Here is a 26,454-nt window from a genome sequence, read left to right as displayed (position 1 = left end):
ACGCCCCAATAGCCGCAAACCGCGACCGGAAAGGCGCTTACTTCACCTTGTCGAAGGACTCCGGTTTCTGGAAGATCTCGCCCCGGCCCAGCGGCCAGTAGCGTACGAACGCCTTGCCGACCACGTCCTCCTCGGAGATCCACCCGGCGGCGCCCTCCTGCTTGACGTGGTCACGCGAGTCCTGCGACATCGACCGGTGGTCGCCCATGAGGAACAGCTTGCCCGCCGGCACGGTGTACTTGAAGCCCTCGCCCGACGGCTCGTTGTCCGGGAACAGGTAGGACTTCTCGTCAAGCGCGACGCCGTTGACCGTGACCCGGCGCTTGGAGTCGCAGCACGCCACCTTGTCGCCGCCGACGCCGATGACGCGCTTGATGGTGTCCTGTCCGTCCCAGCCCTTGAAGACCACAATGTCACCCCGCTCCGGCTTGCCGGCGAGCTTGTTGACGAACACCCGGTCGTTGATCTGAAGCGTGTTCTCCATCGACTCCGACGGGATGTAGAAGGAGCCGACCACGAACGCCTGCAGCAGCAGCGCGATGCCGACGCCCAGCACCAGCAGGAGCACCGTCTCGCGGAATCCGCCCTTTTTCTTCTTCTTCTCGGCGGGCTCCGCCTTCTTGGTGACGGCCATCAGCGCTTCCTCCTCAGCACCCACCGCCGACGCACCAGCACCAGCGGCACCGCGAACGCGAACCCGGCGACCAGCGGCAGCCCCCCGGCCATGGCCTGCAGCGCGGGCTGCGCGAACGTCTCGGGGATCGGCAGCGTCGCCGCCCGCGAGAAAGGCCAGACGATGACGAACGCCCGCCCGATGACCTGGCTCTCCGGGATCGAACCGCCACCCGGATCGCCCTGGTGGGCACGCGAGTCGAGCGAGACCACGCGGTGGTCGCCCATCACCCACAGCCGCCCTTCGGGCACCGTGATCTCGAACGGCTCCCGCGACGGCACATTGCCCGGATAGAGGTAGCTTTCCTCATCGATCGCCACGCCATTGACGGAGATGCGGCCCTTGGAGTCGCAGCACTTCACCTTGTCGCCGCCGACGCCGATGACGCGCTTGATGTAGTCCTTCTCACCGGGAACCACACCGAAGGCCGTGCCCACCCAGCGGAAGAAGGCCGCGATCGGGTTCGACGGCTCCTCCATCACGAACTCGCCGTCCCAGGAGTCGACCCCGGAGAAGACCACGACGTCACCGCGCTCGATGTCACGCGTGTGGTAGACCAGCTTGTTCACCAGCACCCTGTCGTTCTTCAGCAGGGTGTTCTCCATCGACTCAGACGGAATGTAGAACGCCTGGATCACGAACGTCTTGATGATCAAGGCCAGTACGAGGGCCACGACGACCAGGACGGGAAGTTCCTTCCAGAACGACCCTTTCTTGTCCTTCTTTTTGGGGTCCTTGGCCTTCTGAGTCTCTTCGGCGACCACGTCCACCTCGTCCTTGACAGGGCGGCGCGCTGCGCCGTTCTCCTGGCTCTCGCTAGTCATCGCTGACGAGCCTAGATGATGCATGGGCTCGACAAGCCTCGACCGACGGTATACCCGCCCGCGAGTCGTTCCATATAAAGAAAAGCCCGGTACGGCCAAGCGGTACCGGGCTTTTGGATCGCGCCTTACTTGGCGGGCGCGTTCTCACGCTTCTCGCGGATGCGGGCGGCCTTGCCGCGCAGGTCACGCATGTAGTAGAGCTTGGCGCGGCGGACGTCGCCGCGGGTGACCAGCACGATCTTCTCGATGACCGGGCTGTGCACCGGGAAGGTGCGCTCGACGCCCACGCCGTAGCTCACCTTGCGGACGGTGAAGGTCTCGCGGGCGCCGGCGCCCTGGCGGCGCAGCACGAAGCCCTTGAAGACCTGGATACGCGACCGGTTGCCTTCGACGACTCGCACGTGAACCTCGAGCGTGTCACCGGGACGGAAGTCCGGCACGTCGCTGCGCAGGGTCGCTTTGTCGAGCTCCTGGATCTTCGTGTGCATGAGAGCTGTTACCTCAAAGTCTTCGCGAGCACGCGGAGGTCCACCCGGCCGCGGCTCGCGGCGGACACGCCTGCTTCCATGATGAACCCGGGCGTCCCCCGGGCACGGCGAACCAACCACATGACGGGTTGGCAGCGATTCAGTTTGCCACATGTTCGCGCGTGAAGCGAAACGAAGCCTGCCAAGAGAGCTCGGCCTCCAGAAGGACAACAAAAGGGCTCAGACGCAGAACGGCAGGGCCTCTCGGGCGAGGACCCCGGGGAACAAGCCCGTGGGAGGGCTCCGCCTGCACGACGCCGAAGGGGGTCCAGGTGGTCAGAAAACCCTGGGCCCGCGGCAGCCGAGGACGCGCCGCATGCAGGGATGACGAGGGCCGTTGGGCCAGGGGGCCGTGGGGGCCTCGCGCGCCCGCACGGTGGCGGGGGACGTCGGGCCAAGGGTGCGGGCGGCTCTGGCCGCACGGCTGTGAAGGGGGATGGCGAGGGGTGTTAGGGGGATTCCGGCGTGTGCAGTTCTTCGAGTAGGGCCCGGTCGTGTTTGTCGAGCGTTTCCGGGTCCAGGTCCGCCGCCAGTTCCGGCCGGTTCGCGACGGTACGGCGCAGGGCCTGGTCCCGTCGCCACCGGGCGACCTTCCCATGGTGCCCGCTCAGCAACACACCAGGCACCTCATGCCCCCGCCAAACCGGCGGCTTGGTGAAGACGGGCCCTTCCAGGAGATTACGCATCGAACCAGGAGCGAACGAGTCATCCACCACCGAGCACGCGTTGCCCAGTACACCGGGCAGCAACCGGCCGATCGCCTCCACCATCACCAGCACCGCGACCTCACCCCCGGCCAGCACATAGTCGCCGATGCTCACCTCGTCCACGCGCAGGCGCGAGCCGTACTCGGTCATGACGCGGGAGTCGATGCCCTCGTAGCGCCCGCAGCAGAACAGCAGCCACTCCTCGCGCGCCAGCTCCTGCGCCAGCTCCTGCGTGAACGGCCGTCCGCTCGGCGTCGGCACGATCATGCGGGGTGCGCCGTCGCCGATCACGGTGTCGATCGCCTCGCCCCACACCTCGGGCTTCATCACCATGCCGGGACCACCGCCGTAGGGGGTGTCGTCGACGGTCTTGTGCACGTCGTGCGCCCAGTCGCGCAGTTGGTGGAGGCGGACGTCGAGGGTGCCGCGCTCGCGGGCCTTGCCGATCAGAGAGACGTCGAGGGGGGCGAAGTACTCGGGGAAGATCGAGACGATGTCGAGGCGAAGCATGTCAGAGCAACCCCTCCGGCGGGTCGACGACCAGCTTGCCCCCGGGCAGGTCGACCTCGGGCACCAGCGCCTTCACGAACGGGATCAGGGCGTCTTCCCGGCCGCCGCCGCGGCGTACGACGAGGAGGTCCTGGCCGTGGTGGAGCACGTCGGTCACCTCACCCACGCGCGTGCCCGCGACGGTCACGACCGCGAGCCCGATGAGCTGGTGGTCGTGGAACTCGTCGGGGTCGTCGGAGGGCGCCACGTCGGCGGAGTCGATGACGAGCATGGTGCCGCGCAGTTCCTCGGCCGCATCGCGCGCGGTGAAGCCCTCGAAGCGCAGCAGCAGCACGCTCTTGTTCCAGCGGCGGCTCTCGACGACGAGCGGGCCGCGCGCGGCCGGGTCGGTGGTCAGCGCGGTGCCGGGCGCGAAACGCAGCTCGGGCTCGTCGGTGCGCACCTCCACGGTGACCTCGCCGCGGACACCATGCGGACGTCCGATCCGCCCCACTACCAGCTGCACGATCTTTTCCTTCTCTCCATGTACGGCACGCCCCAACGCGAGCGCCCCCATCGGAGAACCGATGAGGGCGCGTGAAACCAGCGGGCTAGCGGACCGTTTCGTGCAGGTCGAGCAGATCGACCCGGACGTACTTTCCGTCAGCCAGTGCGTTCACGACGGTGCGCAGCGCCTTAGCGGTGCGGCCGCCGCGGCCGATGACCTTACCGAGGTCGTCGGGGTGCACCCGGACCTCGAGAACGCGCCCGCTGCGAATGCGGCGTGCGCGGACCCGGACGTCGTCAGGATGTTCGACGATGCCCTTAACGAGGTGCTCGAGGGCCTCCTCGAGCACGTCAGCCCTCGCCCTCGGTGGGGGTCTCGGCCGGCGTCTCGGCGGGGGCCTCGGCCGGAGCCGGAGCCTCGTCCTTCTTCTTCGCCTTCTTCGGCGTGGTGCCGCTGTTGCCGGTGTCGCCACCGGACAGGGCCTCCTTGGCGGCGGCCTCGTAGACCGCGTGGCGGTCGGCGGGGGCCTCGGCCACCTTCAGCGGAGCCGGCGCGGCCTCGCCCTTGAACTTCTGCCAGTCACCGGTGAGCTTGAGCAGCTTGAGCACGGGCTCGGTCGGCTGCGCGCCCACACCCAGCCAGTAGGCGGCGCGCTCGGCGTCGATCTGGATGAGCGAAGGGTCTTCCTTCGGGTGGTACAGGCCGATCTCCTCGATCGCCCGGCCGTCACGCTTGGTGCGGCTGTCGGCGACGACGATGCGGTACTGCGGGTTGCGGATCATGCCGAGCCGCTTGAGCTTGATCTTGACTGCCACGGGTGTGGTCTCTCCTGCAATCGAGCGTGGGTGAACGGTTTGCCATCGAGTGGGGCACGATGGCGGGCCGCTCGAGGGACAGGCGCGGCCGGCGGGAGGTGAGAGGGCACCCGCCTGGTCACGGTGTTCCAACATGCCATTGTGCCAGACCGTGGGTACTGACAGCGACACGGCACGTGGGGCACGGCGGCGCGCGCCGTACCCCACGGGAAGCTATTTCTTGTCGTCGCCGGGAAGCTGGAACTTCGACGGGTCGAAACCGGGCGGAAGCTGCATCCCGGGCGGGAGTTTGGGACCGCCGCCGAGGTTGCCCAGCAGGCCGCCCTTCTTGGGGGGCGCGGCGTCGTCCTCGGGGGACGGGGCGGGCTTGCCCAGCGCCGCCTTGCGCGGGTCGCCGCTGACCCTGCGGCCCTTCTTGTTCTTCTTCTGCTGCTTGGCGGCCTTGTTACGGCCGCCCGGCATGCCGGGGATGCCCATGCCGCCGGCCATCCGCTTCATCATCTTCTGGGCTTCGTGGAAGCGGGTGATGAGGTTGCTGACCGCGGTCACCGTCACGCCGGAGCCGGCGGCGATGCGGGCCCGGCGGGAGCCGTTGATGATCTTCGGGTCGCTGCGCTCGCCCGGGGTCATCGAGCGGATGATCGCGGCGATGCGGTCGAGGTCGCGGTCGTCGATGGAGTCGAGCTGGTCGCGCATCTGCCCCATGCCGGGCATCATGCCGAGCAGGTTTTTGATGGGGCCCATCTTCTGGACCATCATCATCTGCTCGAGGAAGTCCTCGAGCGTGAAGTTCTCGCCCGAGGTGAGCTTGCCCGCCATCTTGGCGGCCTGCTCCTCGTCGAACGTCTTCTGCGCCTGCTCGATCAGGGTGAGGACGTCACCCATGTCGAGGATGCGGGAGGCCATCCGGTCGGGGTGGAAGGCGTCGAAGTCTTCCAGCTTCTCGCCCGTGGAGGCGAACATGATCGGCTTGCCGGTGATGTGCCGCACCGAGAGGGCCGCGCCGCCGCGGGCGTCGCCGTCGAGCTTGGTCAGGACCACGCCGTCGAAGCCGACGCCCTCCATGAACGCCTGGGCGGTGGTCACCGCGTCCTGGCCGATCATGGCGTCGACCACGAAGAGGACCTCGTCGGGCGAGACCGCGTCGCGGATGTCGGCGGCCTGCTTCATCATCTCCTGGTCGATGCCCAGGCGGCCGGCGGTGTCGATGAGGACCACGTCGTGCTGCTTCTGGCGGGCGACCTCGATCGACTGCCTGGCGACCTCGATCGGGTCGCCGACGCCGTTGCCGGGCTCGGGCGCGTAGGTGACGACGCCCGCGCGCTCGCCCATGACCTGGAGCTGGTTGACCGCGTTGGGACGCTGCAGGTCCGCGGCGACCAGCAGCGGCACGTGGCCCTGCTCGCGCAGCCAGCGGGCCAGCTTGCCGGCCAGTGTCGTCTTGCCCGCGCCCTGCAGACCCGCCAGCATGATGACGGTCGGCGGCGTCTTGGCGAAGCGGAGCCTGCGCGTCTCGCCGCCGAGGATGGCGATGAGCTCCTCGTTGACGATCTTGACGACCTGCTGCGCCGGGTTGAGCGCGCCGGAGACCTCCGAGCCCCGGGCACGCTCCTTGACCTGGGCGACGAACGCCTTGACCACCGGCAGCGCGACATCGGCCTCGAGCAGCGCGATGCGGATCTCGCGGGTGGTCGCGTCGATGTCGGCGTCGGACAGCCGACCCTTGGAACGGAGGGAGGAGAAGACCGATGTCAACCGGTCGGAAAGCGTCTCGAACACGTGGTTGGCCAGTCCTCGATGCGGTTATGCGTGGTCTGGACCCAGCCTAGTCGCTCCTTCAGCCATTCCAGCCGGGCACGGCCATGCGTACCGTAAGGGCGTGCTCGACCAGGTGGATGAGCGCGCTCTTGACCGAGTCCTTGGACCGGGCGTCCAGGCGCACCAGCGGGATGTGCGGCGCCAGCGTGAGCGCGTCGCGCACCTCGCCGTCGCTGTGGGGGTACTGGCCGTCCCAGCCGTTGACGCCCACGACGAACGGCAGCTGCGCCTCTTCGAAGTAGTCGATGGCGGGGAAGCTGTCGGCCAGGCGCCGGGTGTCCACCAGCACGACCGCGCCGATGGCGCCGCGCACCAGGTCGTCCCACATGAACCAGAACCGGTGCTGACCCGGCGTGCCGAACAGGTAGAGGATGAGGTCACGGTCCAGCGACACGCGGCCGAAGTCCATGGCCACGGTCGTCGTGGACTTCAGTGGTGTCATCCCGAGGTCGTCGATCCCCGCCGAGGCGTCTGTCATGACCGCCTCCGTGGTCAGCGGCATGATCTCCGACACCGCGCCGACGAACGTCGTCTTACCGACACCGAAGCCTCCGGCCACCACGATCTTCGTCGAGGTGAGGCCGGGGCTAGAGCCTGCGAAGTCCACTGAGCACCCTTTCGAGCAAAGACACGTCCGGCCTTCCGGCTTCCAGCGCTGGCTGGTGCACGCGGACCAGACCTTCTGCCGCCATGTCGGCGATCAGTACCCGCACCACGCCCAGTGGTATCCGCAGGAGCGCGGAGACCTCGGCGACCGAGCGCACCTGGCGGCACAGCTGGGAGATCGCCTGGTACTCGGGGGTGATGTGCGAGAACTCCCGGTGTTCGGCCGTGGCCGAGGACACCAGGGCCTCCATGGCGAGCTTGACCCGCGGCGCCGTGCGCCCGCCCGTCACCGCGTACGGGCGTACCGGCGAGGCGGGGTCGTTGTGGGGCGGCGGCGGGGGTTCCCAGCCGCCGCCGCTGTTCCAGCTAGGGTGGCTGTTCACGAGGCGTGCACCTCGCAGCTATGGTCGCTCACGCTGATCACCTGGTCTGGCTGGCGCGCAGTTCGGCGCGTACCGCGGGGGTCAGCACCTGCCCGGCACGGTCCACCATCAGGGTCATCTGGTAGGCGACCAGCCCCATGTCGCAGTCGGGGGCGGCCAGGACCGCCAGGCACGAGCCGTCGCTGATCGACATGATCAGCATGAGACCGCGTTCCATCTCCACGATGGTCTGGTTGACCACCCCGCCCTCGAAGACCCGGGCGGCGCCCTGGGTGAGGCTGATCAGCCCGGAGGCGATCGCGGCCAGCTGGTCGGCCCTGTCCGTCGGGAAGCCGGCGGAGGCCGCGAGCGGTAACCCGTCGGAAGAGACCACAACAGCATGGGCGACCCCGGGAACGGTGCTGACGAAATCAGTGATCAGCCAGTCGACCCCGCGCGCCGCGTGGCTCAGGTCGTTCATTCGCCCTCCTCCCTGCTATCAACGTGCTTCGAGCCAGGGGGATACGCCCTGCCTTCGCTGATGTCATCACGTGCTGCTCTGAAGCCCTGCTGGAAACTGCTCAGCCGGCTGCGTACCCGGTCGGGCGAGACGTTGCGTACCGGGGCCACGCCCTTCGGCGCGCTGGCGGTGTCGGCGGAGCCCGGCACCAGGTTGGCCTTGGGGACGCGCTTCGGCAGTCCCGCCGCCGTCGGCGCGTCTCGCACCGGCTCGCGTACGGCTTCCGCCGCGCTCCAGCCCGCGTCGGCCTTGGTCGAGCCCCAGTTGCCGCCGCCGTTGTCGTTGTGCTCGAACCAGGCCGACTCCACCGAGGCGAAGATCGGCAGGAACTCGTCGCCCTGGTTCACCGCCGGGATGGGCCCGGTGGCGGCCGATTCGGTCTCGGGGAAGTCGTAGCGGTTCTGCGGGCGCTGCGGTTGTTGCTGCTGCTGCTCGCGGTTGAACGACCAGGTGGACACCTCCTCCGATGGAGGCGCGGGCTGGCGTTTGGGCAGCGGGGGTTCGTTGCCCCAGCCGCCACCGCCGGTGTTGCGTGAGGGCACCCACACGTCCGAGGTGTCGGGGCCGCCGCCGCGCGGGTCGGACGGCCAGCCGCCGTTCCCGCCGCCGCCACCGCCGGCGGGGACGCCGCCTTCGGAGGGCCATTGGGGCATCGAAGGCCACGAGCCGCTCGCCGGGTTCGACGGGAAGGAGGGGTGGCCGCCGGGCATCTGCTGGCCCCACTGCATGGGCTGGCCGTTGAACGGCTCGACCACGGGCGGGGGCGGGGGCGGCGCGCTGACCGGGCCGGGTCCGGTGCCCGCGCCGGCCATGGCGGCGGCCTGGGCGCCGAGCAGCGCCTCCGGCAGCAGGACCATGGCGGTCAGGCCGCCGGAGCCGTGGGGGCGCAGTTGCACGCGGATGCCGTGGCGGTGGGCCAGGCGGGCGACCACGAACAGGCCCATGCGCCGGGAGACGGAGACGTCGACCGTGGGCGCGTCGGTGAGGCGGTCGTTGGCCTGGGTGAGTTCCTCGCCGGTCATGCCGATGCCGGAGTCGGTGATCGACAGCATGACGCCGCCGCCGTCGATGCGGCTGCCGGAGACGGTGACGCGGGTCTCGCGCGGGGAGAACGACAGGGCGTTCTCGACCAGCTCGGCCAGCAGGTGGATGACGTCGTTGACGGCCTGTCCGGCGACGGAGACGCCGTCGGGCACCTGGAGGACGACGCGCTCGTAGTTCTCGACCTCCGACAGGGAGGCGCGGGCGACGTCGACCAGCTTGACCGGCTGGCTCCAGCGGCGGGGCGGGTCCTGGCCGGCGAGGACCAGGAGGTTCTCGCTGTTGCGGCGCATGCGGGTGGCGAGGTGGTCGAGCTTGAACAGGTTGGCCAGCCGGCTCTCGTCCTGCTCGCCCTGCTCCAGGCCGTCGATGAGGGTGATCTGGCGCTCGACGAGGGTCTGGGAGCGGCGCGAGAGGTTGACGAACATGGCGTTGACGTTGCTCCGGAGCCTGGACTCCTCGCCCGCCAGCCGTACCGCCTCGCGGTGGACCTCGTCGAAGGCGCGGGCCACTTCACCGATCTCGTCCTCGGAGACGACGCCGATGGGCGGCACCTCGGGCGTGCTGGCGTCGACGGTCTCGCGCATGGTGCGCACGGTGTCCGGCAGGCGCTGACCGGCGATGTGCAGGGCCTCGCTGCGCAGCCGGCGCAGCGGGCTGACCAGCGAGCGGGCCATCAGGGTGGTGACGATCAGGACCAGGATCAGCAGCAGGCCGGAGCCGACCGCGGCGAACAGCGCGGAGGTCTGGGCGGAGTCCTTCAGCCCGCGGCTCTGCACGTTGATCGACTGTGACAGCCGCTTCTCCACGGTGCGCATGGCGTCGATGGCGCCGGTGATCGACTCGAACCAGCGGTCGGCGTCCGCGCGGGTGCGGGAGTCGAGGTCGATGGCGCTGCCCTCGGCGGCCTGCGACAGCGCGCGCAGGCGGAACAGCGCCGCGCGGTCGACGTCGGCGCCGGTGACGGTGTCCTCGTAGAACTGCAGCTCGTCGATGGAGGCGGTCGACCGGAAGGCGGCGATCTCGCTCTCCTGCTGGGCGCGGGCGCCGCCGAAGGCTTCCTGCTCGCCGGTCTGGAACGCGCCGGTCGTGGCGGCGGCGGCCAGCAGTCCGCGCTGCTGGGAGGCGGCGTCCTTCGCGCGCGTCAGGGCGCTGAAGGCGCGGACGCTGTTGCTGAGGGTCTCGTCGACGTCGCCCTGGCCGATCTCGTCGTGGAACTTCTGGAGCGCGTCGATGATCTGGGAGTACTTGCGCATCGTGGGCAGCGCGGGCAGCTGCGACTTGATGACCGTGTCGCGGGCGAAGGCGATCTCCTCGAGGCGGCCCTGCATCTGCTGGACCATGAGGCTGACGCTCTCGCCGTGCGCGTCGGAGATGACGGCGGCCTTCTGGTTGAACGCGGTGACGGCCTTGTCGACGGGGGTGAACGTGCCGCGTAAGTCGGCTTCCGCGGGCTTGCGGCGTCCTACGGCGACGTACTGGACGGCCCGGTCACGTTCCAGGGCGAGCTCGTGGACGAGCTCAGTGATGGAATCCCCCAATTCCGCCTTTTCCAGGACACGCTGATAGGCGTTGGCCCGGCCGATGGAGTCCACGATCTGCAGGCCGCCGATCCACACACCGACGGCGGTCGGGACGGCGATGAGCGCGATGAGCCGCCATCGCACGCGCCAGTTGCGGAGTCGGAACCTACCGCCACCGGCTTTGGAGTGTGCCTGCGTGGGCACCGGACTCTGCGTGCCACGCTGGTTCGCGCCGGATCGTTTCCTCACGTGACTGGCACTTCCTCGCGGGTTCCACGGGGTGGTGAGGGATAGACGGGACAACCCTCGGAACAAGGAGCTATTTGAGCACATCCTCCTAACTCAGGCCAACACTCCGGTCTCACCGAACTCATCAAGCATTGCAAATCACCCACTCCCTGCCATATCACATCTTCATTATCACCTCAAAGGTCATTATTTCGGACATACGACCCAGCCTTCGATATTTCGGACAACACAAATCGGATGATTTCATGGCAATTGCGACCGGGGCTCCGGTACGATCTCCGCCTGTTCGCACGGCTCCCACCTGTCGCTCGGGACGCTCGCGGAACCCTTGCACCACCCCGTCGAGGAGACTCATGACTTTCGGGCCTACCCTCCGCGTGTCCGTAATCGGGCTCGTCGTGGCCGTTTCCCTTGCCGCCTGCAGCAGCGGCTCAGGCTCTCCCTCTGGTTCCTCCGCAGGTGGGGGCCTTGAGAAGACGACGATCACCATCGGGGTCTCCCCCGTGCCGTCGTCCGCGCCGGTCTACATCGCCGAAGCGCGGGGTTTCTTCAAACAAGAGGGCCTCAACGTCAAGATGGAGGTCATCCAGGCGCCGCAGGCGGTCATGCCCAAGATCGAAAACGGCAGCATGGACATCTTCAAGGGCAGTTACGTGTCGTTCCTAAACCTTCAGGACAGTGGTCAGAAGATCAAGATCCTGTCCGATACCCTCCAGGGCGCGCCCGGCATCGCCGCTGTAGTCGTCCCGAAGGACTCCAAGCTGCAGAGCGCCAAGGAGCTCAAGGGCAAGACCATCGGCGTCAACTCGCTCAAGAACCTCGGCGAGCTCTCCGTCAGCGCCCACCTGCAGATCAACGAGCTCAGCCCGCAGGACGTCAAGTTCACCGCGATCGACTTCCAGGCGCAGATCGCCGCGCTGAAGACCGGTACCGTGGACGCCGCCTGGCTCGTGGAGCCGTTCCTGTCGGCGGCGCAGCAGGGCGGCGCGCGCGTGCTGCTCGACACCAACACCGGCCCGACCGAGTCGCTGCCGATCGACGGCTGGGGCAGTACCGACGCGTGGGTGGCCAAGCACCCCAAGACCGCCGCCGCCTTCCAGCGCGCCGTCCAGAAGGCGCAGCGCCTGGCCGCGACCGACCGTTCCGCGCTGGCCGAGGTGGTCCCGAAGTACACGCAGATCCCCAAGGAAGCGGTCATGACCATGGCCATGGGGACCTTCCCGACCTCGCTCAACGCGACGCGCATCCAGCGCGTGGCCGACCTCATGCACGAGTTCGGCTATCTGAAGAGCAAGATTGATGTCCCCACTATGGTCTTCAACGGACCCGAGCAGTAGCAGGAGCGAAAACATGAGATTAACGCGGGTCGTCACCGTCGCCTTCGCGACCGTTCTCGCCCTGGCCGCGTGCGGCGGCGGGCAGAAGGAGACGCCGAAGGCGCAGGGCTCGGCCCCCGCCGGCGGGCTGGAGAAGAGCACGATCACCGTAGGCGTGGTGCCCGTGCCCTCCTCCTCGCCGCTGTACATCGCCGAGAAGCGCGGCTTCTTCAAGGCGGAGGGCCTGACCGTCAAGACGGAGATCATCCAGGCTCCGCAGGCGGTCATGCCGAAGATCCTCAACGGCAGCATGGACGCCTTCCTCACCAGCTACGTCTCGCTGATGGCCATCCAGGACTCCGGCGCGGCCAAGCTCAAGCTGTTCCAGCACGTCCAGACCGGCGCCCCCGGCATCGCAGGCGTCGTCGTGCCCAAGGACTCGCCGGTCAAGGCGACGACCGACCTCAAGGGCAAGACCGTCGCGGTCAACGTGCTGAAGGCGCTCGGCCAGACCACCACCAACGCCCACCTTCAGGCGGCCGGTCTCAAGCCGGAGGACGTGAAGTTCGTGGCGATCCAGTTCGCCGACCAGCTCGGCGCCCTGGCCTCCAAGAAGGTCGACGCCGCCTGGCTGGTGGAGCCCTTCCTGTCGGCCGCGATCAAGGAGGGCGCGACCCAGATCATCGACACGACCAGCGGTCCGACCGCGGGCATCCCGATCGACGGCTGGGGCGTGTCGGAGAAGTGGCTGGCCGACAACCCGAAGACGGCCGCGGCCTTCCACCGCGCGCTGGCCAAGGCGCAGAAGATCGCCGGTGAGGACCGCAACGCCATCAACGAGGTGGTCCCGACCTACACCCAGATCCCCGCGCCGGCCGTCGCCGCGATGAAGCTCGGCACCTTCGGCATGGAGCCGGACATGGCCGCGTTCCAGAAGCTGGCCGACCTGCTCCACGGCTACGGCTATCTCAAGGCGAAGATGGACGTCTCGACACTCATCCCCGCCAAGGTCGAATGAGCACTCTCCGCAACAGACGAGGAATCCTGGGCGCCGCCGGCGTCCTGGGATTCCTCGTTCTCGTAGAGGGCCTGGGACGTCTCGGGGTCATCGATCCCGAGATCATCCCGCTCGTCTCGACCGTGCTGGCCACCACGGCCGAGATCGCCGTCGAGGGCGAGTTCCTGTCCGAGGTCGGCAACACCCTGCTGGCCTGTCTCATCGGCCTGGTGATCGCGATCGTCACCGCGGTGCCCGCCGGGCTGCTGCTCGGCACCGTTCCCGTGGTGGAGCGCTCCGTGCGGCCGCTGGTGGAGTTTCTGCGGCCCATCCCCTCGGTCTCGCTGATCCCGCTGGCGATGTTCCTGTTCCCCGCGAGCCAGGACGCCAAGATCGCGCTGATCGTCTACACCTGCGCGTGGCCACTGCTCATCAACACGATGTACGGCCTGAGCGACGTCGACCCCCAGGCCAAGCAGACCCTGCGCAGCTTCGGGTTCGGCGGCATGTCGATCGTGCTGCGGGTCAGCCTGCCCAGCGCGGCGCCGTTCATCGCCACCGGCATCCGCATCGCCCTGTCGGTCACGCTGATCGTGGCGGTGAGCGTCGAGCTCATCGCCGGTGGCGGCGGCGGGATCGGCAACTTCCTCTCCCTGGCCAGCGGCGCCAACCGCATCGACAGGATGCTGGCGGGAACGATCTGGGCGGGCCTGATCGGCCTGGCGGCCAACGCGTTGTTCATGGCCGGTGAGCGCCGGTTGTTCCACTGGCACCAGGGATCGACATCATGATCATACGCAGGCTCGCCTGGTACTGGCTGCTGCCCGTCGCCGTCCTGGCCTGGGAACTGGGCACGCGGCAGGCCGAGGCCACCTACTTCCCGCCACCGAGCGTCATCGTGGTCCGGCTGCACGAGATGTGGTTCTCCGGGCCGCTGTCACGGGTCTTCCTCACCGACGAGGCGATCGCCGACCTGGTCCCGAGCCTGGCAAGGCTCATGGCCGGCTGGGCCATGGCCGCGGCGGCGGGGGTGGCGCTCGGCGTCCTGCTGGGCCGTTCGCGCTGGCTGTCGGCGCTGGCCGACCCGCTGATCCACTTCGGCCGCTCGGTGCCGCCGTCGACGCTCCTGCCGATCTTCCTCATCCTGTTCAAGATCGGTACGCCGATGCAGCTGGCCTCGATCGTCTACGGCGTCGTCTGGCCGGTGCTGATCAACGCCGCGGACGGGGCGCGCTTCGTCGACAAGCAGTACATGGAGACCGGGGACGTCTTCCGGCTGAGCAGGACGCAGCGGGTGTTCCGCATCATCCTGCCGGCGGCGGCGCCGAAGATCTTCGCCGGGCTGCGGCTGAGCGTCTCCCTGGCGCTCATCATGATGGTCGTCTCCGAGCTGGTCGGCAGCAGCGAGGGCATCGGGCACCGCATGCTGGAGGCGCAGAGCGAGTTCGACATCCCGGCCATGTGGGCGGGCATCGTGCTGCTGGGCATTCTCGGGATCCTGCTCAACGCCGTGTTCATCGGGGTGGAGCGGATGACATTGGGCTGGCATCGGGCCAGCCGTACCCGCTGAGACGCCCCCTTCCCGATTCGCGAGGGGAGGGGGCGTCCGCGCGTCAGCCGTACAGGCGCTCGATGACCTCTTTCTGGCGGGCGACGAACCAGGCGCGGCCGGGCTCGGCGCCGGCCAGGCCGTCGGGGCGCTCGACGTCGTGGCGGGCGTACTCCTCGGCCCACAGGGCCGGTTTCACGCGGGAGAGCAGGTTGGTCATGCCGGGGCGGGTGCGGAAGCGGCGCAGCCCGTCGAGGTCGAGCTCGGCCGCGGCGATCACCGACTCCCCCGGCCCGGCGACGGCCAGCACGCGGCCCTCGAAGTCGAGGACCTCGGAGCCGCCGTTGGTGGAGTCGCCGGGGATGGAGATGCCGCTCAGGCCGCCGCTGTTGGCCGAGACCACGTAGGCCATGTTCTCGATGGCGCGCGCCCGGCGGCCGATCGCCTTGGGCGTCAGCGCCGGGGCGGAGGCCTCCGAGGTCGGGTGGCAGAAGACCTCGGCGCCGCGCAGCGCCAGCGACCTGGCCAGCTCCGGGTAGAGGATCTCCTCCGAGGCCAGCGCGGCCAGGTTGCCGATCTCGGTCCTGGCCACCGGCAGCACCGCGTCCATGCCGTAGACGCCGAGGTAGCGCTCCCACACGTCGTAGGGGCTGGGCGAGTACATGGAGTGGAGCCTGCGGTAGCGCAGCACGGTCTCGCCGTCCGGGGAGAGGATCACGCAGGCCTGGAAGAACAGCTCGGGGAAGTGCTCGTCGCTCTCGTAGGCGTTGACGCACAGGTAGACGCCGTGGCGGCCGGCGATCTCGGCGAGTTCCTTGTACTCCTCGCCGTCGGGGGCCAGGGCCGCCTTGTCCCGCCAGGCGGCGACGCTCTCGCTGATGGGGAAGCCGGTCAGCACGTACTCGGGCAGGACGACCAGGCGCAGGTCGGGACCGATCCAGGCCTTGGAGCCGCCGAGGCCCGCGTCCACACGGGCGATGGCCGCCCTGATCTCCGAACGCGGGTCGGCCAGCCCCGTCACCGCCCGGGTCTCCAGTTGCAGGGCCAGCGCCCGGTAGGCGGTCACCGGTGCCACCACGGGTCGGCCGCGGCCGAGCGGTTGACCAGGTGGGCGCGGCGGCGGACGAACCGGTTGATCGAGACCTTGCCCATGCGCGAGCCGCCGAGGCCGGAGAGCTTGAAGGAGTTCTTCTCCCCTTCGTGCACCAGCGCCGTCAGGGAGGCGTCGTTGACGCTGACCGCGCCCACCTCCAGCCGCCGCGCCAGCGCGCGGGCCTCCTGCTCGGTGGCGGCGAAGACCGCCCCGGACAGCCCGTACGCGCAGTCGTTGGCCAGCCGCACCGCCTCGTCGGCGTCGTCCACGGCCATCACCGGCAGGATCGGCCCGAACGTCTCCTCGGTCATGAGCGCCATCGAGTGGTCCACGCCCGACACCACGGTCGGGCGGCACCACAGCCCGCCGCCGTGGTGCTCGATCTGGCCGCCGGTATGCACGACCGCGCCGCGCTCGACGGCGTCGGCGAGGTGGCGCTCGATGACGCCGGCCTGGTCGGCCGCGATGATCGGGCCGATGGGGCCGCCCTCGCAGGTCAGCGTCACCTTGGCCGCCTTGTCGGCGAGCAGCGCGAGGAACTCCGCGTGTACGGCCCGCTCCACGTAGACGCGCTCGATCGACTGGCAGGCCTGCCCGGCGTTGGCGGTGCCGCCCCACAGGACGGCGGCGGCGGCCCGGTCGAGGTCGCTGCCGGCCAGCACGATGGCCGGGTCCTTGCCGCCGAGTTCCAGGAAGGCGGGGATGAACGCCTTGGCCGCGGCCTCACCGACCTTGCGCCCGGTGGGCACGCTGCCGGTGAACACGACCGCGTCGACGAGGTCGATCAGCGCGGCGCCGGTCTCCCCCGCGCCCTCGACCACCCGCAGGGGCAGCTCCTCGGGCACCAGCCTCATGAGCGGCTCGATGAACCTGGGTGTCACCTCGCTGGGCTTGACCAGCACCGCGCACCCGGCGGCCAGCGCCGGGATCGCGTCGATGAGGCCGAGCAGCAGCGGGAAGTTCCACGGGCTGATCACCCCGACCAGCTCGTACGGCACCGCCTCGCCGCCGACCACGATGCCGGGCAGGCCGGCGGGCTCGTCCTGGGGCGGGGCGAGAAGGGCGGGGGCCTGCCGTACCCACCGCTCGATCATGCCCGCCACGATCTGACGTTCCAGCACCGACTCGCCGGTGCGGCCGGTGTCGGCCACGAGCGCGGCGAGCAGTTCTTCGTCGGTGGCCAGCGCGGCCCCGAAACGGTTGAGCACGGCCCCTCGGTCCGCCTCGCGCCAGGCGGGCGCCGCCGCGCGCAGCTCGGCGGCCGTGGCCGTGAGCAGCGCGGGCGACGGTGGTGCGAGCAGGCGGTCGGTTTCCCCGGTGAGCGGGTTCCTGACCTGCGTCATGGTTACCTTCCGTTGGTGGTGCACCACTGGGCCCAGGTGGTGGCACCCCGGCCCAGTTGCTTGTTGTAGAACGACGACCAGGAGTTCTCGCTGGCGCCGGGGTCGGTGGGAGCGGCCTGGTAGAGCGGGTACTGCAGGTCGACCTTGGCACGCAGCCACGGCTCGACCTCAGCGTAGGAGTTGAGCGCCCAGCTTCGCGCGTGGTAGGTAAGCTGGCCCTGGACGCTCGCCTCCGGCAGGCACATGAAGGGCGCCCACGGGCTGGTGCGGCTCCAGCTGATCTTGGTCTTCATGGCGAGGGTGGGGACGGTGCCGTCGACGGTGCGGGCGGCGCGCTCACGGTCGTCGACGTAGAAGTCGAACATCTCCATCGCGCTGTAGTGACCGTTCTTGAGGCCGAAGCTCTCGCCGAGCGTGGTGGTGAAGTTGGTGTTGACCGGGATGTCGCTGGTCCACGCCGTTTCCTCGTGCCGCTGCTGCAGGGGCAGGCCGACGTAGGAGGGGGTGACGTTGAACGGGCCGAAGGCCACCCTGTCGTTGTTGATCGGCACGACCGGGTAGATCTTGCCGTCGACGGGGTTGGTCCACTCGGTGAGGATCTGCGTCGGGTTGGTGGGGCTGGTGTAGAAGACGATCTCGCGGGAGAGCTGGTGGATCTGCGTGGTGCCGGGCACGCGGTAGAGCCGGCGGATGTTGTAGCCCTCGAGGTTGAACAGCTTCTGGCCGTGACGGATCTTGGGGTCGAGGGCGTTGCCCTCCACGTTGGCGTAGACCGAGCCGGAGATGCGGAAGACCATGTCCTGGCCGTCGGGGCGGCCCATGGACTGCAGCTGGAGCTGTCCGGCGTCGTCGGTGACCGTCCGGTAGATGGGGCCCGGAGCCCAGGGGTCGTCGATGTCGGCGGCGACGGCGGCTCCCGGTGCGAGACCGGTCAGCATGACGGCGGATAAGGCGATAGCGAAGGACGGTCCACGGCGCTTCAACATCGTGTCTCCGGAGGTGGGGCGGCGATAGCGGGGGAAATACGATCATCATCGGAGAGACTCTGTCAACGCGCGTGTCGGCTCCGGGCAGAGCCCCCGGCCGCCCTCGGTCCGGGCGGCCGGGGCGGGGGTCAGGCCACCCGTCGCTCGTCGATCAGCGTGCGCTTGACGCAGACGCCGCCCTTGACCCACTGCCAGACGCGGCTCTTGCTCTTGCCGTCGTCGCTGAGCACGATCAGCTCGAACAGCCGCAGGTCCTCGTCGGCTGCCTTGTAGATCCAGCTCAGGTAGATCGTGGACGCGTCCAGCTCCCAGAACTCGCCCTTGATGCGCTCGGTGTCGAAGCCGCAGCGCCCGTTGCCCAGGTACGTGCCGGGGAACTGGAGTTCCTCGGTCCTGCCGTCGTCCCAGGTGTAGCGGTTGACCTGGTGGTAGGTCTTGTCGTCCACGATGGTGCAGGTCAGGTGGGAGCGGTGGCGGTCGATCAGGTTGCCGTCCGCGTCAAGGTGGGTGTACGTGCCCTCCCACTCGCCCTCGTGGCGGGCGAGAAGCGGCATGTCATCACGAAGCCCCATAGGAACACCTCTTGCAGGGTTGGTCATGGTTTGCGGCCGACGCCGGCGACCGCCAGTTTCAGCACCGGATGGCTCTCCTGGAACGGTTGATCGGGGTCGGGACGCCAGTCAGGCACCCCTACCAGCCCGGGATCGACCATTTCAAGACCCGCGAAGAAGCGGGCGATCTCATCCTTGGTGCGGTATCGGGTGTTCCGGGCCTCCAGCAGCGAACGGCTCTGCTCGTCGCCCCTGTTCAGGAGGTGGTGGATGAACACGTAGCTGCCCGAGGGAAGGGCGGCGACGAGTTCCTTCGTGAGGTGCCAGGGGTCTTCCTCGTCCTGGACGTGGTGGAGGATCCCGCAGAGGATCAGGCCGACCGGCCGCTTGAGGTCGATGTGCGCGGTCAGCTCGCGATCGCCCAGCAGGGCGGCGGGCTCGCGCAGGTCGGCGTGTACGGCGAGCGTGTTGACGTTCCTGGCCAGCAGCGCTCTGGCATGGACCAGGACATGGGGGTCGTTGTCCACATAGGCGACACGCACCCCGGGATCGACCGAGTGGGCCACCTGATGCACGTTTTCGGCTGTCGGTAACCCGGTGCCGATGTCGATCAGCTGGCGTAGACCGACCTCTCCGACCAGAAACCTGACGACCCTGCCCAGCACCGCGCGTTGCGCGCGGACCCCGATCTCGACACCGGGCATGAGCGCGCGGATGCGCTCACCCTCGGCCCGGTCGACACCGAAGTTGTCCTTGCCCCCGAGCAGGTAGTCGTACACACGAGCAGGGCTGGCCTCCGACAGATTCAGTCCGTAGGGAGCCTCACCATCGACGTCTGCCACGACACCCCTTACACCCAAACCTATGATCGCCCTCTGAGCCTATCCGGAAAGCCACCCTGCCATCTACACGACATACCAACATAAATACCCATAAAACCGGACAAAGTACGCGGTTTAATTTAAATCCGACGGTCAAAAGGCTAAAACTGACATATCCACTATATCTCCTTTAAATCTCTTCTCGTGCGTTACAGTGCGTGTCATCGTCGCTCACACCCCCTGGTTCATAAGGAGACACGGCATGCGGTTACGTGCCCTGGGGCGCACCGCCCTGATCGGCCTGGCGACAACCCTGGTGATTGCGGGGTGTTCTGGATCCGGGACCGAAAGCAAACCGGGGGGTACGGCCAACGCGTCGGGTCTGGAGAAGACCTCGTTGCTCATCGGCCAGTACCCCGGAGCCGACTCGGCGCCCCTGTTCATCGCCATGGAACGCGGCTTCTTCAAGGAGCAGGGACTTGATGTCAGGCAGGAGCCCATCCAGGCTCCGCAGGCCGTCTTGCCCAAGCTCAGCAACGGCCAGATGGACGTCGTCCTTGGCAGCTACGCCACCATCCTGACCATTCAGGAGGGCGGTTCGGAGAAGTTCAAGTACATCGCCGACTCCTATCAGGGAGCCAGCGGCGCGTTCGGCGTGATGGTCGCGAAGAATTCACCGATCAAGAAAATCTCCGACCTCAAGGGAAAGAAGATCGGCGTCAACGCGCTCAAGGGACTCGGCGTTCTCACCATGAACCCGCACCTGAAGATCAACGGCGTTGACCCGCAGAAGGACGTCACCTACGTCGAGATCGCGACCACCAACTGGCTGTCATCGCTGGAGAAGGGCGACGCGGACGCGGTCTGGATGACCGACCCGTACGTCAGCGAGGCGGAGAGCAAGCTCGGCGCCACCATGCTGATCGACACCATGTCTGGCCCCACCGAGAGCCTGCCCATCACCGGCTGGGCCGCCACCGAGAAGTGGATCAGCGAGAACCCCAAGACCATGGCCGCCTTCCAGCGCGCGATGGCCAAGGCGCAGAACATCGCCGCCACCGACCGTGACGCGGTGACCGCGATCCTGCCCACGTTCACCAAGATCCCCAAGGAAACGGCCGCGACGATCAACCTCGGCAACTACCCGACCTCGCTGAACGCCCAGCGCATCCAACGCGTCGCCGACCTGATGGCCGAGTACGGCTTCCTGAAGGCGAAGATGGACGTGAGCACGATGATCGTCAATCCGCAGGGATGACCGCAGCGATCGACGGAACGCGGCGCGAGCGCGACCCGCTCGCCCGCGTCCCCATAGCGAAGATCACCCGCCACGTCATCGGCGTGGCGGCTTTTCTGCTTCTGTGGGAGGTCGTCAGCCGGGCCGGGCTGTTCACCTGGCTGCCGAACGCCTCCGACTCGCTGATCAGGTTCGCCACGCTGGCCGCCGACCCCGTCTTCCTCGGCGACCTGGCCGCGACGCTGACCGCCGCGATCCTCGGGCTCGGGCTCGCGGTGCTGCTGGCCGTACCGGTGGGGCTGCTGCTCGGAACGGTGCCGGTGGTCGAGGAGACCACACGCGCCATCGTGGAGTTTCTGCGGCCCATCCCGTCGGTCGCGCTGATCCCGCTGGCGCTGTTCTTCTTCACCCCGGAGATCAACGCCAAGATCGCGCTGATCGTCTACGCCGCGTCCTGGCCCATCCTCATCAACACCCTGTACGGCGTGCGCGACGTCGACCCGGTCGCCACCGAGACCCTGCGCTCGTTCGGCTTCGGCGCGGGCGCGGTGGTGTGGCGGGTGGCGCTGCCGAGCGCGGCGCCGTTCATCTTCACCGGTGTACGGCTGGCCGCCTCGGTCACCCTCATCCTGGCCATCAGCGTGGAGTACTTCGTCGGCGGCGCCAGCGGCGTGGGCAGGTTCCTCATCGAGGCCAGCACCGGCATCGGCGAGTCGGCCATGCTCGACGTGATCGCGACGCTGATCTGGGCCGGGCTGGTCGGCCTGGTGGTCAACGCGGTGCTGCTGCGCGCCGAGCGGCGGTTGTTCAGGTGGCGCAGCTCATGATCAAGACTCTCGTCAAGCGGCTCTGGCTGATCCCCGTCGTCCTGCTCGGCTGGGAACTGGCCGCGGTCGCGGTCGCCAGCCCGTACTTCCCCGCGCCCTCGCGCATCGTGGTGCGGCTGTATGAGATGTTCGCCGCCGAGGAGGCGATCGGGCACGTCTGGCCGAGCCTGGCCAGGGTGGTCGGCGCCTGGTGCGTGGCGGTCCTGGTCGGCGTCCTGCTGGGCGTGGCGCTGGGGCGTACGCGATGGCTGGCCGACTACATCGACCCGCTCGTGGAGTTCGGCCGGGCGGTGCCGCCGCCGGCGATGCTCCCGGTCTTCCTGGTGTTGTTCAGCATGGGCACCGAGGTCCAGGTGGCCACGATCATCTTCGGCATCATCTGGCCGATCCTGCTGAACTCCATCGACGGCGCCCGCCACGTGGAGCGGATGCAGATCGAGACGGCGACCGTCTTCGGTATCCCCGCCCACCTGCGGGTCCTGCGCATCATCCTGCCCGCCGCCTCCCCCAAGATCTTCGCGGGGCTGCGGCTGAGCGTCTCGCTGGCGCTCATCCTCATGGTCGTCTCCGAGCTCAAGGGCAGCACGGAGGGCATCGGCTACCTGCTCAGCCTCGCCTCGAACAATGCCGACATGCCCGCCCTGTGGGCCGGCGTCGTGATGCTCGGCGTGCTGGGCTTCCTTCTCAACTCCCTGTTCCTCATGGGCGAGCGCCGCGTCCTCGCCTGGCACCACAACCGGAGGCGGTCATGACAGACCTGCTGATCAGGAACGTGCGGGTGGTCACCCACGAGCGTGACGAACCCGTCGAGGCGGACATCGCGATAACGGACGGCCGCATCACCGCGGTCGCCCCCGGCCTGCCGCCCGGCGACGACGTCATCGAGGGGAACGGCAAGCTCGCCTTCCCCGGCGTGGTCGACGCCCACCAGCACTGGGGCATCTACAACGCGCTGGAGGAGGACGCCTCGACCGAGAGCCGGGCGGCCGCCCAGGGCGGAGTCACCACCGCGCTCACCTACATGCGCACCGGCCAGTACTACCTCAACCGGGGCGGCCCCTACGCCGAGTTCTTCCCCGAGGTGCTCTCCCGGGCCGAGGGCCGCGCCTACATCGACTACGGCTTCCACCTGGCGCCCATGTCGAGCACGCACATCGCGGAACTGCCCGACCTGATCGAGAAGCACGGCGTGCCCAGCTTCAAGATCTTCATGTTCTACGGCGGGCACGGCCTGCACGGCCGTTCCAACGACCAGAGCCGCTTCCTCATGCTGCCCGACGGCGAGCGCTACGACTACGCCCACTTCGAGTTCGTCATGCGCGGCGTCCAGGCGGCCCGCGAGCGCTTCCCCGACCTGGCCGGCGAGATCTCGCTGTCGCTGCACTGCGAGACCGCCGAGATCATGACCGCCTACACCAAGCTGGTCGAGGAGGCCGGCGAGCTCAGCGGCCTGGCCGCCTACAGCGCCTCGCGGCCGCCGCACTCCGAGGGCCTGGCCGTCTTCATCGCCTCCTACCTGGCCCACGAGACCGGGCTGGCCAACATCAACCTGTTGCACCTGTCCTCGCGCAAGGCGCTGGACGCCGCGGTGCGCATGGCCGCCGCCTTCCCGAACATCGACTTCCGCCGCGAGGTCACCATCGGGCACCTGCTGGCCTCCGTCGAGACCGCGGAAGGGCTGGGCGGCAAGGTCAACCCGCCCATCCGGCCGCGGGAGGACGTCGAGGCGCTGTGGGAGTACGTGCTCGACGGCACCGTCGACTGGGTGGTCAGCGACCACGCCTGCTGCCGCGAGGAACTGAAGTACGGCGAGCCGCGGGACGACGTGTTCGTGGCCAAGGCGGGGTTCGGCGGCGCGGAGTACCTGCTGCCGGGGCTCGTCTCCGAGGGGCGGCGGCGCGGCCTGCCGTACGGAAGAATCGCGGCGCTCACCTCGTGGAACCCCGCGCGCAGGTACGGCCTGCGGTCCAAGGGCACGATCGCGCCCGGCTACGACGCGGACGTGGCGCTGGTCGACCCGGACCAGACGTGGACGGTGCACGCGGCCGACTCGGAGTCCACGCAGGAGTACACGCCGTTCGAGGGCTTCGAGCTGACCGCTCGGGTGACCGACACGTTCGTGCGCGGCCACCACGTCATGGACGCCGGTAAGATCATCGGCCGTCCCCTCGGCTCCTATCTCGTGAGGCCCGGTGTTCACTGAAGGCGAGCTCCTCTACCTGCGTGACCACACGATCGGCCGGCTGGCCAGCGCCGGCGCGGACCGGCGCCCGCACGTGGTGCCGGTGCGGTTCCGGCTGTCGGAGGACGGGCGGTCGCTGGAGATCGGCGCGCGCGACCTGCCCGTCCGCGGGCAGCGGCGCGCCTACCGCGACAACGCCGCCGAGAACCCGGAGCTGGCGATCGTCGTGGACGACTACACCGAGGACGGCGTGCCGCGCGGCCTGCTCATCCGCGGCACCGCCAAGCTCCACGACGACGGCGGCGAGCAGGTGGTGCGCGGCGGCGGTCCGCAGTGGCTCGAGCTGCTGCCCGCCTCGATCTCCTCGTGGGGGATCGACTCGGCCGGGTACGCGCCCCCGATCCGCCGCGCGTTCTAGCCGCCCTGCCAGGCCAGCACCCTGCGCTGTACGGCCAGCAACACCGCGTTGAGCGCGTACCCGAGGACCCCGATCAGCACCACCGCCGACCACATCCTGGGCAGGTCGCCGACCGCGTAGGCGTCCTGCAGCAGGTAGCCGATGCCATTGGACGAGCCGGGCATCAGCTCGGCGAAGACCATGAGGATCAGCGCCACGGACATGCTCAGCCGCAGGCCCGCGAACACCTTCGGCAGCGCCGACGGCACCAGCACCCGCCACAGCCGCTGGGCGGCGGTCAGGCGGAAGACCTGGGCGGTCTCCAGATGCTGCCGGTCCACGCCTTTGACGCCGTCGGCGGTGTTGAGCAGGATCGGCCAGATCGTGGCGAAGGCGATCGTGGCCAGCTGCATCTGGGTGCCGACGCTGAGCAGCACGATGAAGACCGGCACCAGCAGCGGGGGCGGGACGGCGCGGAAGAGCTGCAGCACGGGGTCGGCGTAGGCGCGCGCCTTCTCCGACCGGCCCAGGACGAAGCCCAGGACCACCCCGGTGACCACCGCGCCCGCGAGCCCGGCGGCCAGCCTGCCCAGGCTGGGGGCGAAGTGCTCGATCGCCTGGCCGGTGAGGATGTAGGAGCCGGAGAACCACATCTCGTACATGCGCGCCGCGATCTGCGAGGGCGGCGGGAAGAAGCGGTTGCCCGCCGAGCGCGACAGCGCCTCCCAGGCCAGCGCGCAGGCGGCGAACACCGCCCAGCGGATCACCGGTGGGTCCAGGGGAGCAGGCGGCGCTCGCCGCGTACCAGCAGGGTGTTCGCGAGCAGGCCGAGCAGGGCGGCCCAGACGGTGACGGCCAGCACCTCCACCGTGGCGTCGGGGACGAACGTGGACTGGGCCACGTGCACCCCGATCCCCTGGCCGGTGCCCATGAAGATCTCACCGGCGATGGTGGCGATCAGGGCGATGCCGGCCGCCAGCCGTACACCGGTGGCGATGAACGGCGCCGCGCTCGGCAGCGAGACCCGCACCATCACCGCGGTACGGCCGAAGCCGAAGGCGCGCAGCGTGTCCACGGCCACCGGCTCGACGTCGCGCAGCCCGTACACGGCGTTGAACAGGACCGGCCACAGCGCGACGTAGGTGACGACCACGACCCGGGTGGTGCCGCCGGAGCCGAGCATCATGCCGACCAGCGGGAAGAGCGCGACGCCCGGCATCGGGCGGAGGAACTCCAGCACCGCCCTGCTCGCCCGCTCCACGCCCGGCAGGCTGCCGAGCAGCAGCCCGGCCGGGATCGCGAGGGCGGTGGCCAGGAGGGTGCCGCCCGCCCAGGTGAGCAGGGTGCCCGCGAGGTGGGACAGGTAGCCGGGCTCCAGGGCGAGCGCCGCCGCCCTGGCCAGGATGTCCCCGGCGGGCGGCAGCGTGCCCCCACTCGCCCGGCCCAGCGCCTCAAGTCCGGCCAGCAACAGCGCGACGCCCACGGCGCCGCGCCGGCGGAGCCCGGTCAACCGCCCGGGGTGTAGATGAGGTCGGCGGCCTTGAGGCCGCCCTTGAGCAGGCCCTCGACCTTCATCTGGTCGATGACGCGCTGCAGGCGGGCGGCATCGGGCGCGGTCGGGAAGTCGACGAGCTTGATCGCCGCGGCGGTCGTGGCGTCCATCTTGGTGTAGGAGGGCAGTTGCAGGACCTTCTCGACGCTGACCCGGTCGGCGGCCAGGCTCTGCGCCTTGCCGAGTGCCGTGGCGAGGGCGGCGGCGGTCTTCGGGTTGGCGTCGATCCACTCCTGCTTGACGAAGTAGCCGGCGGTGGGCCAGTTCTGCGTGGTGCCGGAGGCCAGGTCGGTGACGAGGCGGAAGCCCTTGCCCGCGGCCTGGCTGGTGAACGGCTCGGTGAAGGCGGCGGCGTCCACCTGTCCCGCCTCGACCGCGGCGATCGTGTTCGGGACCGGCACCTGCACGTACTCGACCTTGGCCGGATCGGCGCCGGCGTCGCGCAGGACCGCGTTGAGCATGAGCGGCTGGACGTTCTTCAGCACCGCGACGGCGACCTTCTTGCCCTCCAGGTCCTTGACCGTCTTGATCGGCGAGGACTCCGGCACCATGACCGCCTGGACGCCGGGCTTGCCGACCGACCCCTCAGAAATGATCTTCAGTTTGGCGCCGTTGTCGATGATCTGCAGCAGGCTCACGTAGTTGGCGAAGCCCAGGTCGACCTCGCCGCTGTTGAAGGCGACGCTGCCCGCCTTGCTGTCGGTGAAGAACTGCGCGGTGAGGTCCAGGCCCTCGCTCTTGAAGACGCCCTTGTCGAGCCCCACGTGCAGCCCCGCCTGGTCGAGGAACGGCAGCGCCATCGCCTTGACCACACTCGACTCCCGGCCCGCGGCGGTCTTGCCCGGCTCCGCCGCGTCCGTCCCCGAGCCACATCCCGCCAGCGCCGTCGCGGCCACCAGGACCACTAACAGCGACATTCGGGAGAATTTCATGAAATTTCC

29 protein-coding genes are annotated in these 26,454 nt (G+C 68.9%); 9 read left to right on the top strand and 20 right to left on the bottom strand.

What is annotated here, in order from left to right; all coding sequences use genetic code 11:
• Window positions 1-37: 37 nt before the first annotated feature.
• From lepB (ACFWYW_RS03010) to ACFWYW_RS02955, 12 genes are all read right to left on the bottom strand, one after another.
• Window positions 38-634, bottom strand: a complete 597-nt coding sequence (lepB, locus tag ACFWYW_RS03010) for a signal peptidase I (RefSeq protein ID WP_379620365.1) — start codon at window positions 632-634, stop codon at window positions 38-40.
• Window positions 634-1,497: a signal peptidase I gene (gene lepB / locus ACFWYW_RS03005; RefSeq protein WP_184965559.1), complete on the bottom strand. Its 864-nt coding sequence runs from the start codon at window positions 1,495-1,497 to the stop codon at window positions 634-636. The genes lepB (ACFWYW_RS03010) and lepB (ACFWYW_RS03005) overlap by 1 nt, the downstream gene beginning before the upstream one ends.
• Window positions 1,498-1,622: 125 nt before the next feature.
• Window positions 1,623-1,985 (bottom strand): 50S ribosomal protein L19, encoded by a 363-nt coding sequence (gene rplS, locus ACFWYW_RS03000; RefSeq protein WP_379620363.1) that lies wholly within the window; start codon window positions 1,983-1,985, stop codon window positions 1,623-1,625.
• 488 nt (window positions 1,986-2,473) lie between these two features.
• Window positions 2,474-3,241, bottom strand: a complete 768-nt coding sequence (gene trmD / locus ACFWYW_RS02995) for a tRNA (guanosine(37)-N1)-methyltransferase TrmD (RefSeq protein WP_379620361.1) — start codon at window positions 3,239-3,241, stop codon at window positions 2,474-2,476.
• Between the two features lies 1 nt (window position 3,242).
• On the bottom strand, window positions 3,243-3,746 hold the full coding sequence (gene rimM, locus ACFWYW_RS02990; RefSeq protein ID WP_379620359.1) for a ribosome maturation factor RimM: 504 nt from the start codon (window positions 3,744-3,746) through the stop codon (window positions 3,243-3,245).
• Window positions 3,747-3,831: 85 nt separating this feature from the next.
• Window positions 3,832-4,077 carry an RNA-binding protein gene (locus ACFWYW_RS02985; protein WP_379620357.1) on the bottom strand — a complete coding sequence of 82 codons (246 nt, stop codon included), beginning with the start codon at window positions 4,075-4,077 and terminating at the stop codon, window positions 3,832-3,834.
• Between the two features lies 1 nt (window position 4,078).
• A complete protein-coding gene (gene rpsP, locus ACFWYW_RS02980; protein WP_379620355.1) occupies window positions 4,079-4,543 on the bottom strand; it encodes a 30S ribosomal protein S16 in 465 nt (154 codons plus the stop codon).
• Window positions 4,544-4,756: 213 nt separating this feature from the next.
• Entirely contained in the window at window positions 4,757-6,322 is a 1,566-nt protein-coding gene (gene ffh / locus ACFWYW_RS02975; RefSeq protein WP_379620353.1) for a signal recognition particle protein, read from the bottom strand.
• Between the two features lie 58 nt (window positions 6,323-6,380).
• Window positions 6,381-6,968, bottom strand: a complete 588-nt coding sequence (locus ACFWYW_RS02970) for an ATP/GTP-binding protein (RefSeq protein ID WP_184965568.1) — start codon at window positions 6,966-6,968, stop codon at window positions 6,381-6,383.
• The gene (locus tag ACFWYW_RS02965) at window positions 6,949-7,350 is read right to left on the bottom strand and encodes a DUF742 domain-containing protein (protein ID WP_376773507.1); all 402 of its coding nucleotides are present in this window, start codon (window positions 7,348-7,350) and stop codon (window positions 6,949-6,951) included. The genes ACFWYW_RS02970 and ACFWYW_RS02965 overlap by 20 nt, the downstream gene beginning before the upstream one ends.
• Window positions 7,351-7,387: 37 nt before the next feature.
• On the bottom strand, window positions 7,388-7,810 hold the full coding sequence (locus tag ACFWYW_RS02960) for a roadblock/LC7 domain-containing protein (RefSeq protein WP_184965570.1): 423 nt from the start codon (window positions 7,808-7,810) through the stop codon (window positions 7,388-7,390).
• The gene (locus ACFWYW_RS02955) at window positions 7,807-10,557 is read right to left on the bottom strand and encodes a nitrate- and nitrite sensing domain-containing protein (protein ID WP_379620350.1); all 2,751 of its coding nucleotides are present in this window, start codon (window positions 10,555-10,557) and stop codon (window positions 7,807-7,809) included. The genes ACFWYW_RS02960 and ACFWYW_RS02955 overlap by 4 nt, the downstream gene beginning before the upstream one ends.
• A 350-nt stretch (window positions 10,558-10,907) precedes the next feature.
• On the opposite strand from ACFWYW_RS02955, the gene ACFWYW_RS02950 reads away from it, so the two are divergent.
• From ACFWYW_RS02950 to ACFWYW_RS02935, 4 genes are read left to right on the top strand one after another with little or no spacing between them, the layout of a single operon-like run.
• Window positions 10,908-11,999 (top strand): ABC transporter substrate-binding protein, encoded by a 1,092-nt coding sequence (locus ACFWYW_RS02950; protein WP_379620348.1) that lies wholly within the window; start codon window positions 10,908-10,910, stop codon window positions 11,997-11,999.
• A 13-nt stretch (window positions 12,000-12,012) separates the two neighbouring features.
• A complete protein-coding gene (locus tag ACFWYW_RS02945) occupies window positions 12,013-12,996 on the top strand; it encodes an ABC transporter substrate-binding protein (RefSeq protein ID WP_379620346.1) in 984 nt (327 codons plus the stop codon).
• Complete coding sequence (locus ACFWYW_RS02940; RefSeq protein WP_379620344.1) at window positions 12,993-13,766, top strand: ABC transporter permease; 774 nt, start codon at window positions 12,993-12,995, stop codon at window positions 13,764-13,766. Before ACFWYW_RS02945 ends, ACFWYW_RS02940 begins: the two co-directional genes overlap by 4 nt.
• A complete protein-coding gene (locus ACFWYW_RS02935) occupies window positions 13,763-14,545 on the top strand; it encodes an ABC transporter permease (protein ID WP_379620342.1) in 783 nt (260 codons plus the stop codon). The genes ACFWYW_RS02940 and ACFWYW_RS02935 overlap by 4 nt, the downstream gene beginning before the upstream one ends.
• 43 nt (window positions 14,546-14,588) lie before the next feature.
• Here ACFWYW_RS02935 and ACFWYW_RS02930 read toward each other — a convergent pair whose 3' ends face one another.
• The 5 genes from ACFWYW_RS02930 to ACFWYW_RS02910 form a co-directional block, all read right to left on the bottom strand.
• Window positions 14,589-15,590 carry a nitrilase-related carbon-nitrogen hydrolase gene (locus tag ACFWYW_RS02930; protein WP_379620340.1) on the bottom strand — a complete coding sequence of 334 codons (1,002 nt, stop codon included), beginning with the start codon at window positions 15,588-15,590 and terminating at the stop codon, window positions 14,589-14,591.
• A complete protein-coding gene (locus ACFWYW_RS02925) occupies window positions 15,587-16,960 on the bottom strand; it encodes an aldehyde dehydrogenase family protein (protein WP_379620338.1) in 1,374 nt (457 codons plus the stop codon). Before ACFWYW_RS02925 ends, ACFWYW_RS02930 begins: the two co-directional genes overlap by 4 nt.
• A gap of 2 nt (window positions 16,961-16,962) precedes the next feature.
• Window positions 16,963-17,946: a DUF1838 family protein gene (locus ACFWYW_RS02920; RefSeq protein ID WP_379620336.1), complete on the bottom strand. Its 984-nt coding sequence runs from the start codon at window positions 17,944-17,946 to the stop codon at window positions 16,963-16,965.
• 128 nt (window positions 17,947-18,074) lie between these two features.
• On the bottom strand, window positions 18,075-18,518 hold the full coding sequence (locus ACFWYW_RS02915; protein ID WP_379620334.1) for a DUF3598 family protein: 444 nt from the start codon (window positions 18,516-18,518) through the stop codon (window positions 18,075-18,077).
• Between the two features lie 23 nt (window positions 18,519-18,541).
• Window positions 18,542-19,339: an SAM-dependent methyltransferase gene (locus ACFWYW_RS02910; RefSeq protein WP_379620332.1), complete on the bottom strand. Its 798-nt coding sequence runs from the start codon at window positions 19,337-19,339 to the stop codon at window positions 18,542-18,544.
• 241 nt (window positions 19,340-19,580) lie between these two features.
• Here ACFWYW_RS02910 and ACFWYW_RS02905 point away from each other — a divergent pair, with 241 nt between their 5' ends.
• Genes ACFWYW_RS02905 through ACFWYW_RS02885 form a run of 5 tightly spaced genes read left to right on the top strand, consistent with a single transcriptional unit; the run spans window position 19,581 to window position 23,982 of the window.
• Entirely contained in the window at window positions 19,581-20,576 is a 996-nt protein-coding gene (locus ACFWYW_RS02905) for an ABC transporter substrate-binding protein (protein ID WP_379620330.1), read from the top strand.
• Window positions 20,573-21,382, top strand: a complete 810-nt coding sequence (locus ACFWYW_RS02900; RefSeq protein ID WP_379620328.1) for an ABC transporter permease — start codon at window positions 20,573-20,575, stop codon at window positions 21,380-21,382. Before ACFWYW_RS02905 ends, ACFWYW_RS02900 begins: the two co-directional genes overlap by 4 nt.
• Entirely contained in the window at window positions 21,379-22,134 is a 756-nt protein-coding gene (locus ACFWYW_RS02895; RefSeq protein WP_379620326.1) for an ABC transporter permease, read from the top strand. Before ACFWYW_RS02900 ends, ACFWYW_RS02895 begins: the two co-directional genes overlap by 4 nt.
• Window positions 22,131-23,585, top strand: a complete 1,455-nt coding sequence (locus ACFWYW_RS02890) for a dihydroorotase family protein (RefSeq protein ID WP_379620324.1) — start codon at window positions 22,131-22,133, stop codon at window positions 23,583-23,585. Before ACFWYW_RS02895 ends, ACFWYW_RS02890 begins: the two co-directional genes overlap by 4 nt.
• Complete coding sequence (locus ACFWYW_RS02885) at window positions 23,575-23,982, top strand: pyridoxamine 5'-phosphate oxidase family protein (protein ID WP_379620322.1); 408 nt, start codon at window positions 23,575-23,577, stop codon at window positions 23,980-23,982. The genes ACFWYW_RS02890 and ACFWYW_RS02885 overlap by 11 nt, the downstream gene beginning before the upstream one ends.
• On the opposite strand, the gene ACFWYW_RS02880 is transcribed toward ACFWYW_RS02885, so the two are convergent.
• From ACFWYW_RS02880 to ACFWYW_RS02870, 3 genes are read right to left on the bottom strand one after another with little or no spacing between them, the layout of a single operon-like run.
• Complete coding sequence (locus tag ACFWYW_RS02880) at window positions 23,979-24,728, bottom strand: ABC transporter permease (protein ID WP_379620320.1); 750 nt, start codon at window positions 24,726-24,728, stop codon at window positions 23,979-23,981. The genes ACFWYW_RS02885 and ACFWYW_RS02880 overlap by 4 nt on opposite strands.
• Window positions 24,725-25,471, bottom strand: coding sequence for an ABC transporter permease (locus ACFWYW_RS02875; protein WP_379620318.1), 747 nt, complete (start codon window positions 25,469-25,471; stop codon window positions 24,725-24,727). Before ACFWYW_RS02875 ends, ACFWYW_RS02880 begins: the two co-directional genes overlap by 4 nt.
• Window positions 25,468-26,430: an ABC transporter substrate-binding protein gene (locus ACFWYW_RS02870; RefSeq protein ID WP_379620316.1), complete on the bottom strand. Its 963-nt coding sequence runs from the start codon at window positions 26,428-26,430 to the stop codon at window positions 25,468-25,470. The genes ACFWYW_RS02875 and ACFWYW_RS02870 overlap by 4 nt, the downstream gene beginning before the upstream one ends.
• Window positions 26,431-26,454 lie beyond the last annotated feature (24 nt).

Source organism: Nonomuraea sp. NPDC059023, assembly GCF_042740095.1.
GTDB lineage: Bacteria > Actinomycetota > Actinomycetes > Streptosporangiales > Streptosporangiaceae > Nonomuraea.
The sequence above is the reverse complement of the archived record's forward strand: the minus strand, read 5'-3'. Positions and strand labels throughout refer to the sequence as shown.

Excerpts from the sequence above, each read along its gene's own strand:
- ACFWYW_RS02920 (WP_379620336.1), bottom strand. The coding sequence starts at position 17,946 with ATGTTGAAGCGCCGTGGACCGTCCTTCGCTATCGCCTTATCCGCCGTC.
- ACFWYW_RS02925 (WP_379620338.1), bottom strand. The coding sequence starts at position 16,960 with ATGACGCAGGTCAGGAACCCGCTCACCGGGGAAACCGACCGCCTGCTC.
- ACFWYW_RS02890 (WP_379620324.1), top strand. The coding sequence starts at position 22,131 with ATGACAGACCTGCTGATCAGGAACGTGCGGGTGGTCACCCACGAGCGT.
- ACFWYW_RS02900 (WP_379620328.1), top strand. The coding sequence starts at position 20,573 with ATGACCGCAGCGATCGACGGAACGCGGCGCGAGCGCGACCCGCTCGCC.
- lepB (WP_184965559.1), bottom strand. The coding sequence starts at position 1,497 with ATGACTAGCGAGAGCCAGGAGAACGGCGCAGCGCGCCGCCCTGTCAAG.
- trmD (WP_379620361.1), bottom strand. The coding sequence starts at position 3,241 with ATGCTTCGCCTCGACATCGTCTCGATCTTCCCCGAGTACTTCGCCCCC.
- lepB (WP_379620365.1), bottom strand. The coding sequence starts at position 634 with ATGGCCGTCACCAAGAAGGCGGAGCCCGCCGAGAAGAAGAAGAAAAAG.
- ACFWYW_RS02960 (WP_184965570.1), bottom strand. The coding sequence starts at position 7,810 with ATGAACGACCTGAGCCACGCGGCGCGCGGGGTCGACTGGCTGATCACT.
- ACFWYW_RS02945 (WP_379620346.1), top strand. The coding sequence starts at position 12,013 with ATGAGATTAACGCGGGTCGTCACCGTCGCCTTCGCGACCGTTCTCGCC.
- ACFWYW_RS02870 (WP_379620316.1), bottom strand. The coding sequence starts at position 26,430 with ATGTCGCTGTTAGTGGTCCTGGTGGCCGCGACGGCGCTGGCGGGATGT.
- ACFWYW_RS02940 (WP_379620344.1), top strand. The coding sequence starts at position 12,993 with ATGAGCACTCTCCGCAACAGACGAGGAATCCTGGGCGCCGCCGGCGTC.
- ACFWYW_RS02935 (WP_379620342.1), top strand. The coding sequence starts at position 13,763 with ATGATCATACGCAGGCTCGCCTGGTACTGGCTGCTGCCCGTCGCCGTC.
- ACFWYW_RS02895 (WP_379620326.1), top strand. The coding sequence starts at position 21,379 with ATGATCAAGACTCTCGTCAAGCGGCTCTGGCTGATCCCCGTCGTCCTG.
- ACFWYW_RS02905 (WP_379620330.1), top strand. The coding sequence starts at position 19,581 with ATGCGGTTACGTGCCCTGGGGCGCACCGCCCTGATCGGCCTGGCGACA.
- ACFWYW_RS02915 (WP_379620334.1), bottom strand. The coding sequence starts at position 18,518 with ATGGGGCTTCGTGATGACATGCCGCTTCTCGCCCGCCACGAGGGCGAG.
- rplS (WP_379620363.1), bottom strand. The coding sequence starts at position 1,985 with ATGCACACGAAGATCCAGGAGCTCGACAAAGCGACCCTGCGCAGCGAC.
- ACFWYW_RS02950 (WP_379620348.1), top strand. The coding sequence starts at position 10,908 with ATGGCAATTGCGACCGGGGCTCCGGTACGATCTCCGCCTGTTCGCACG.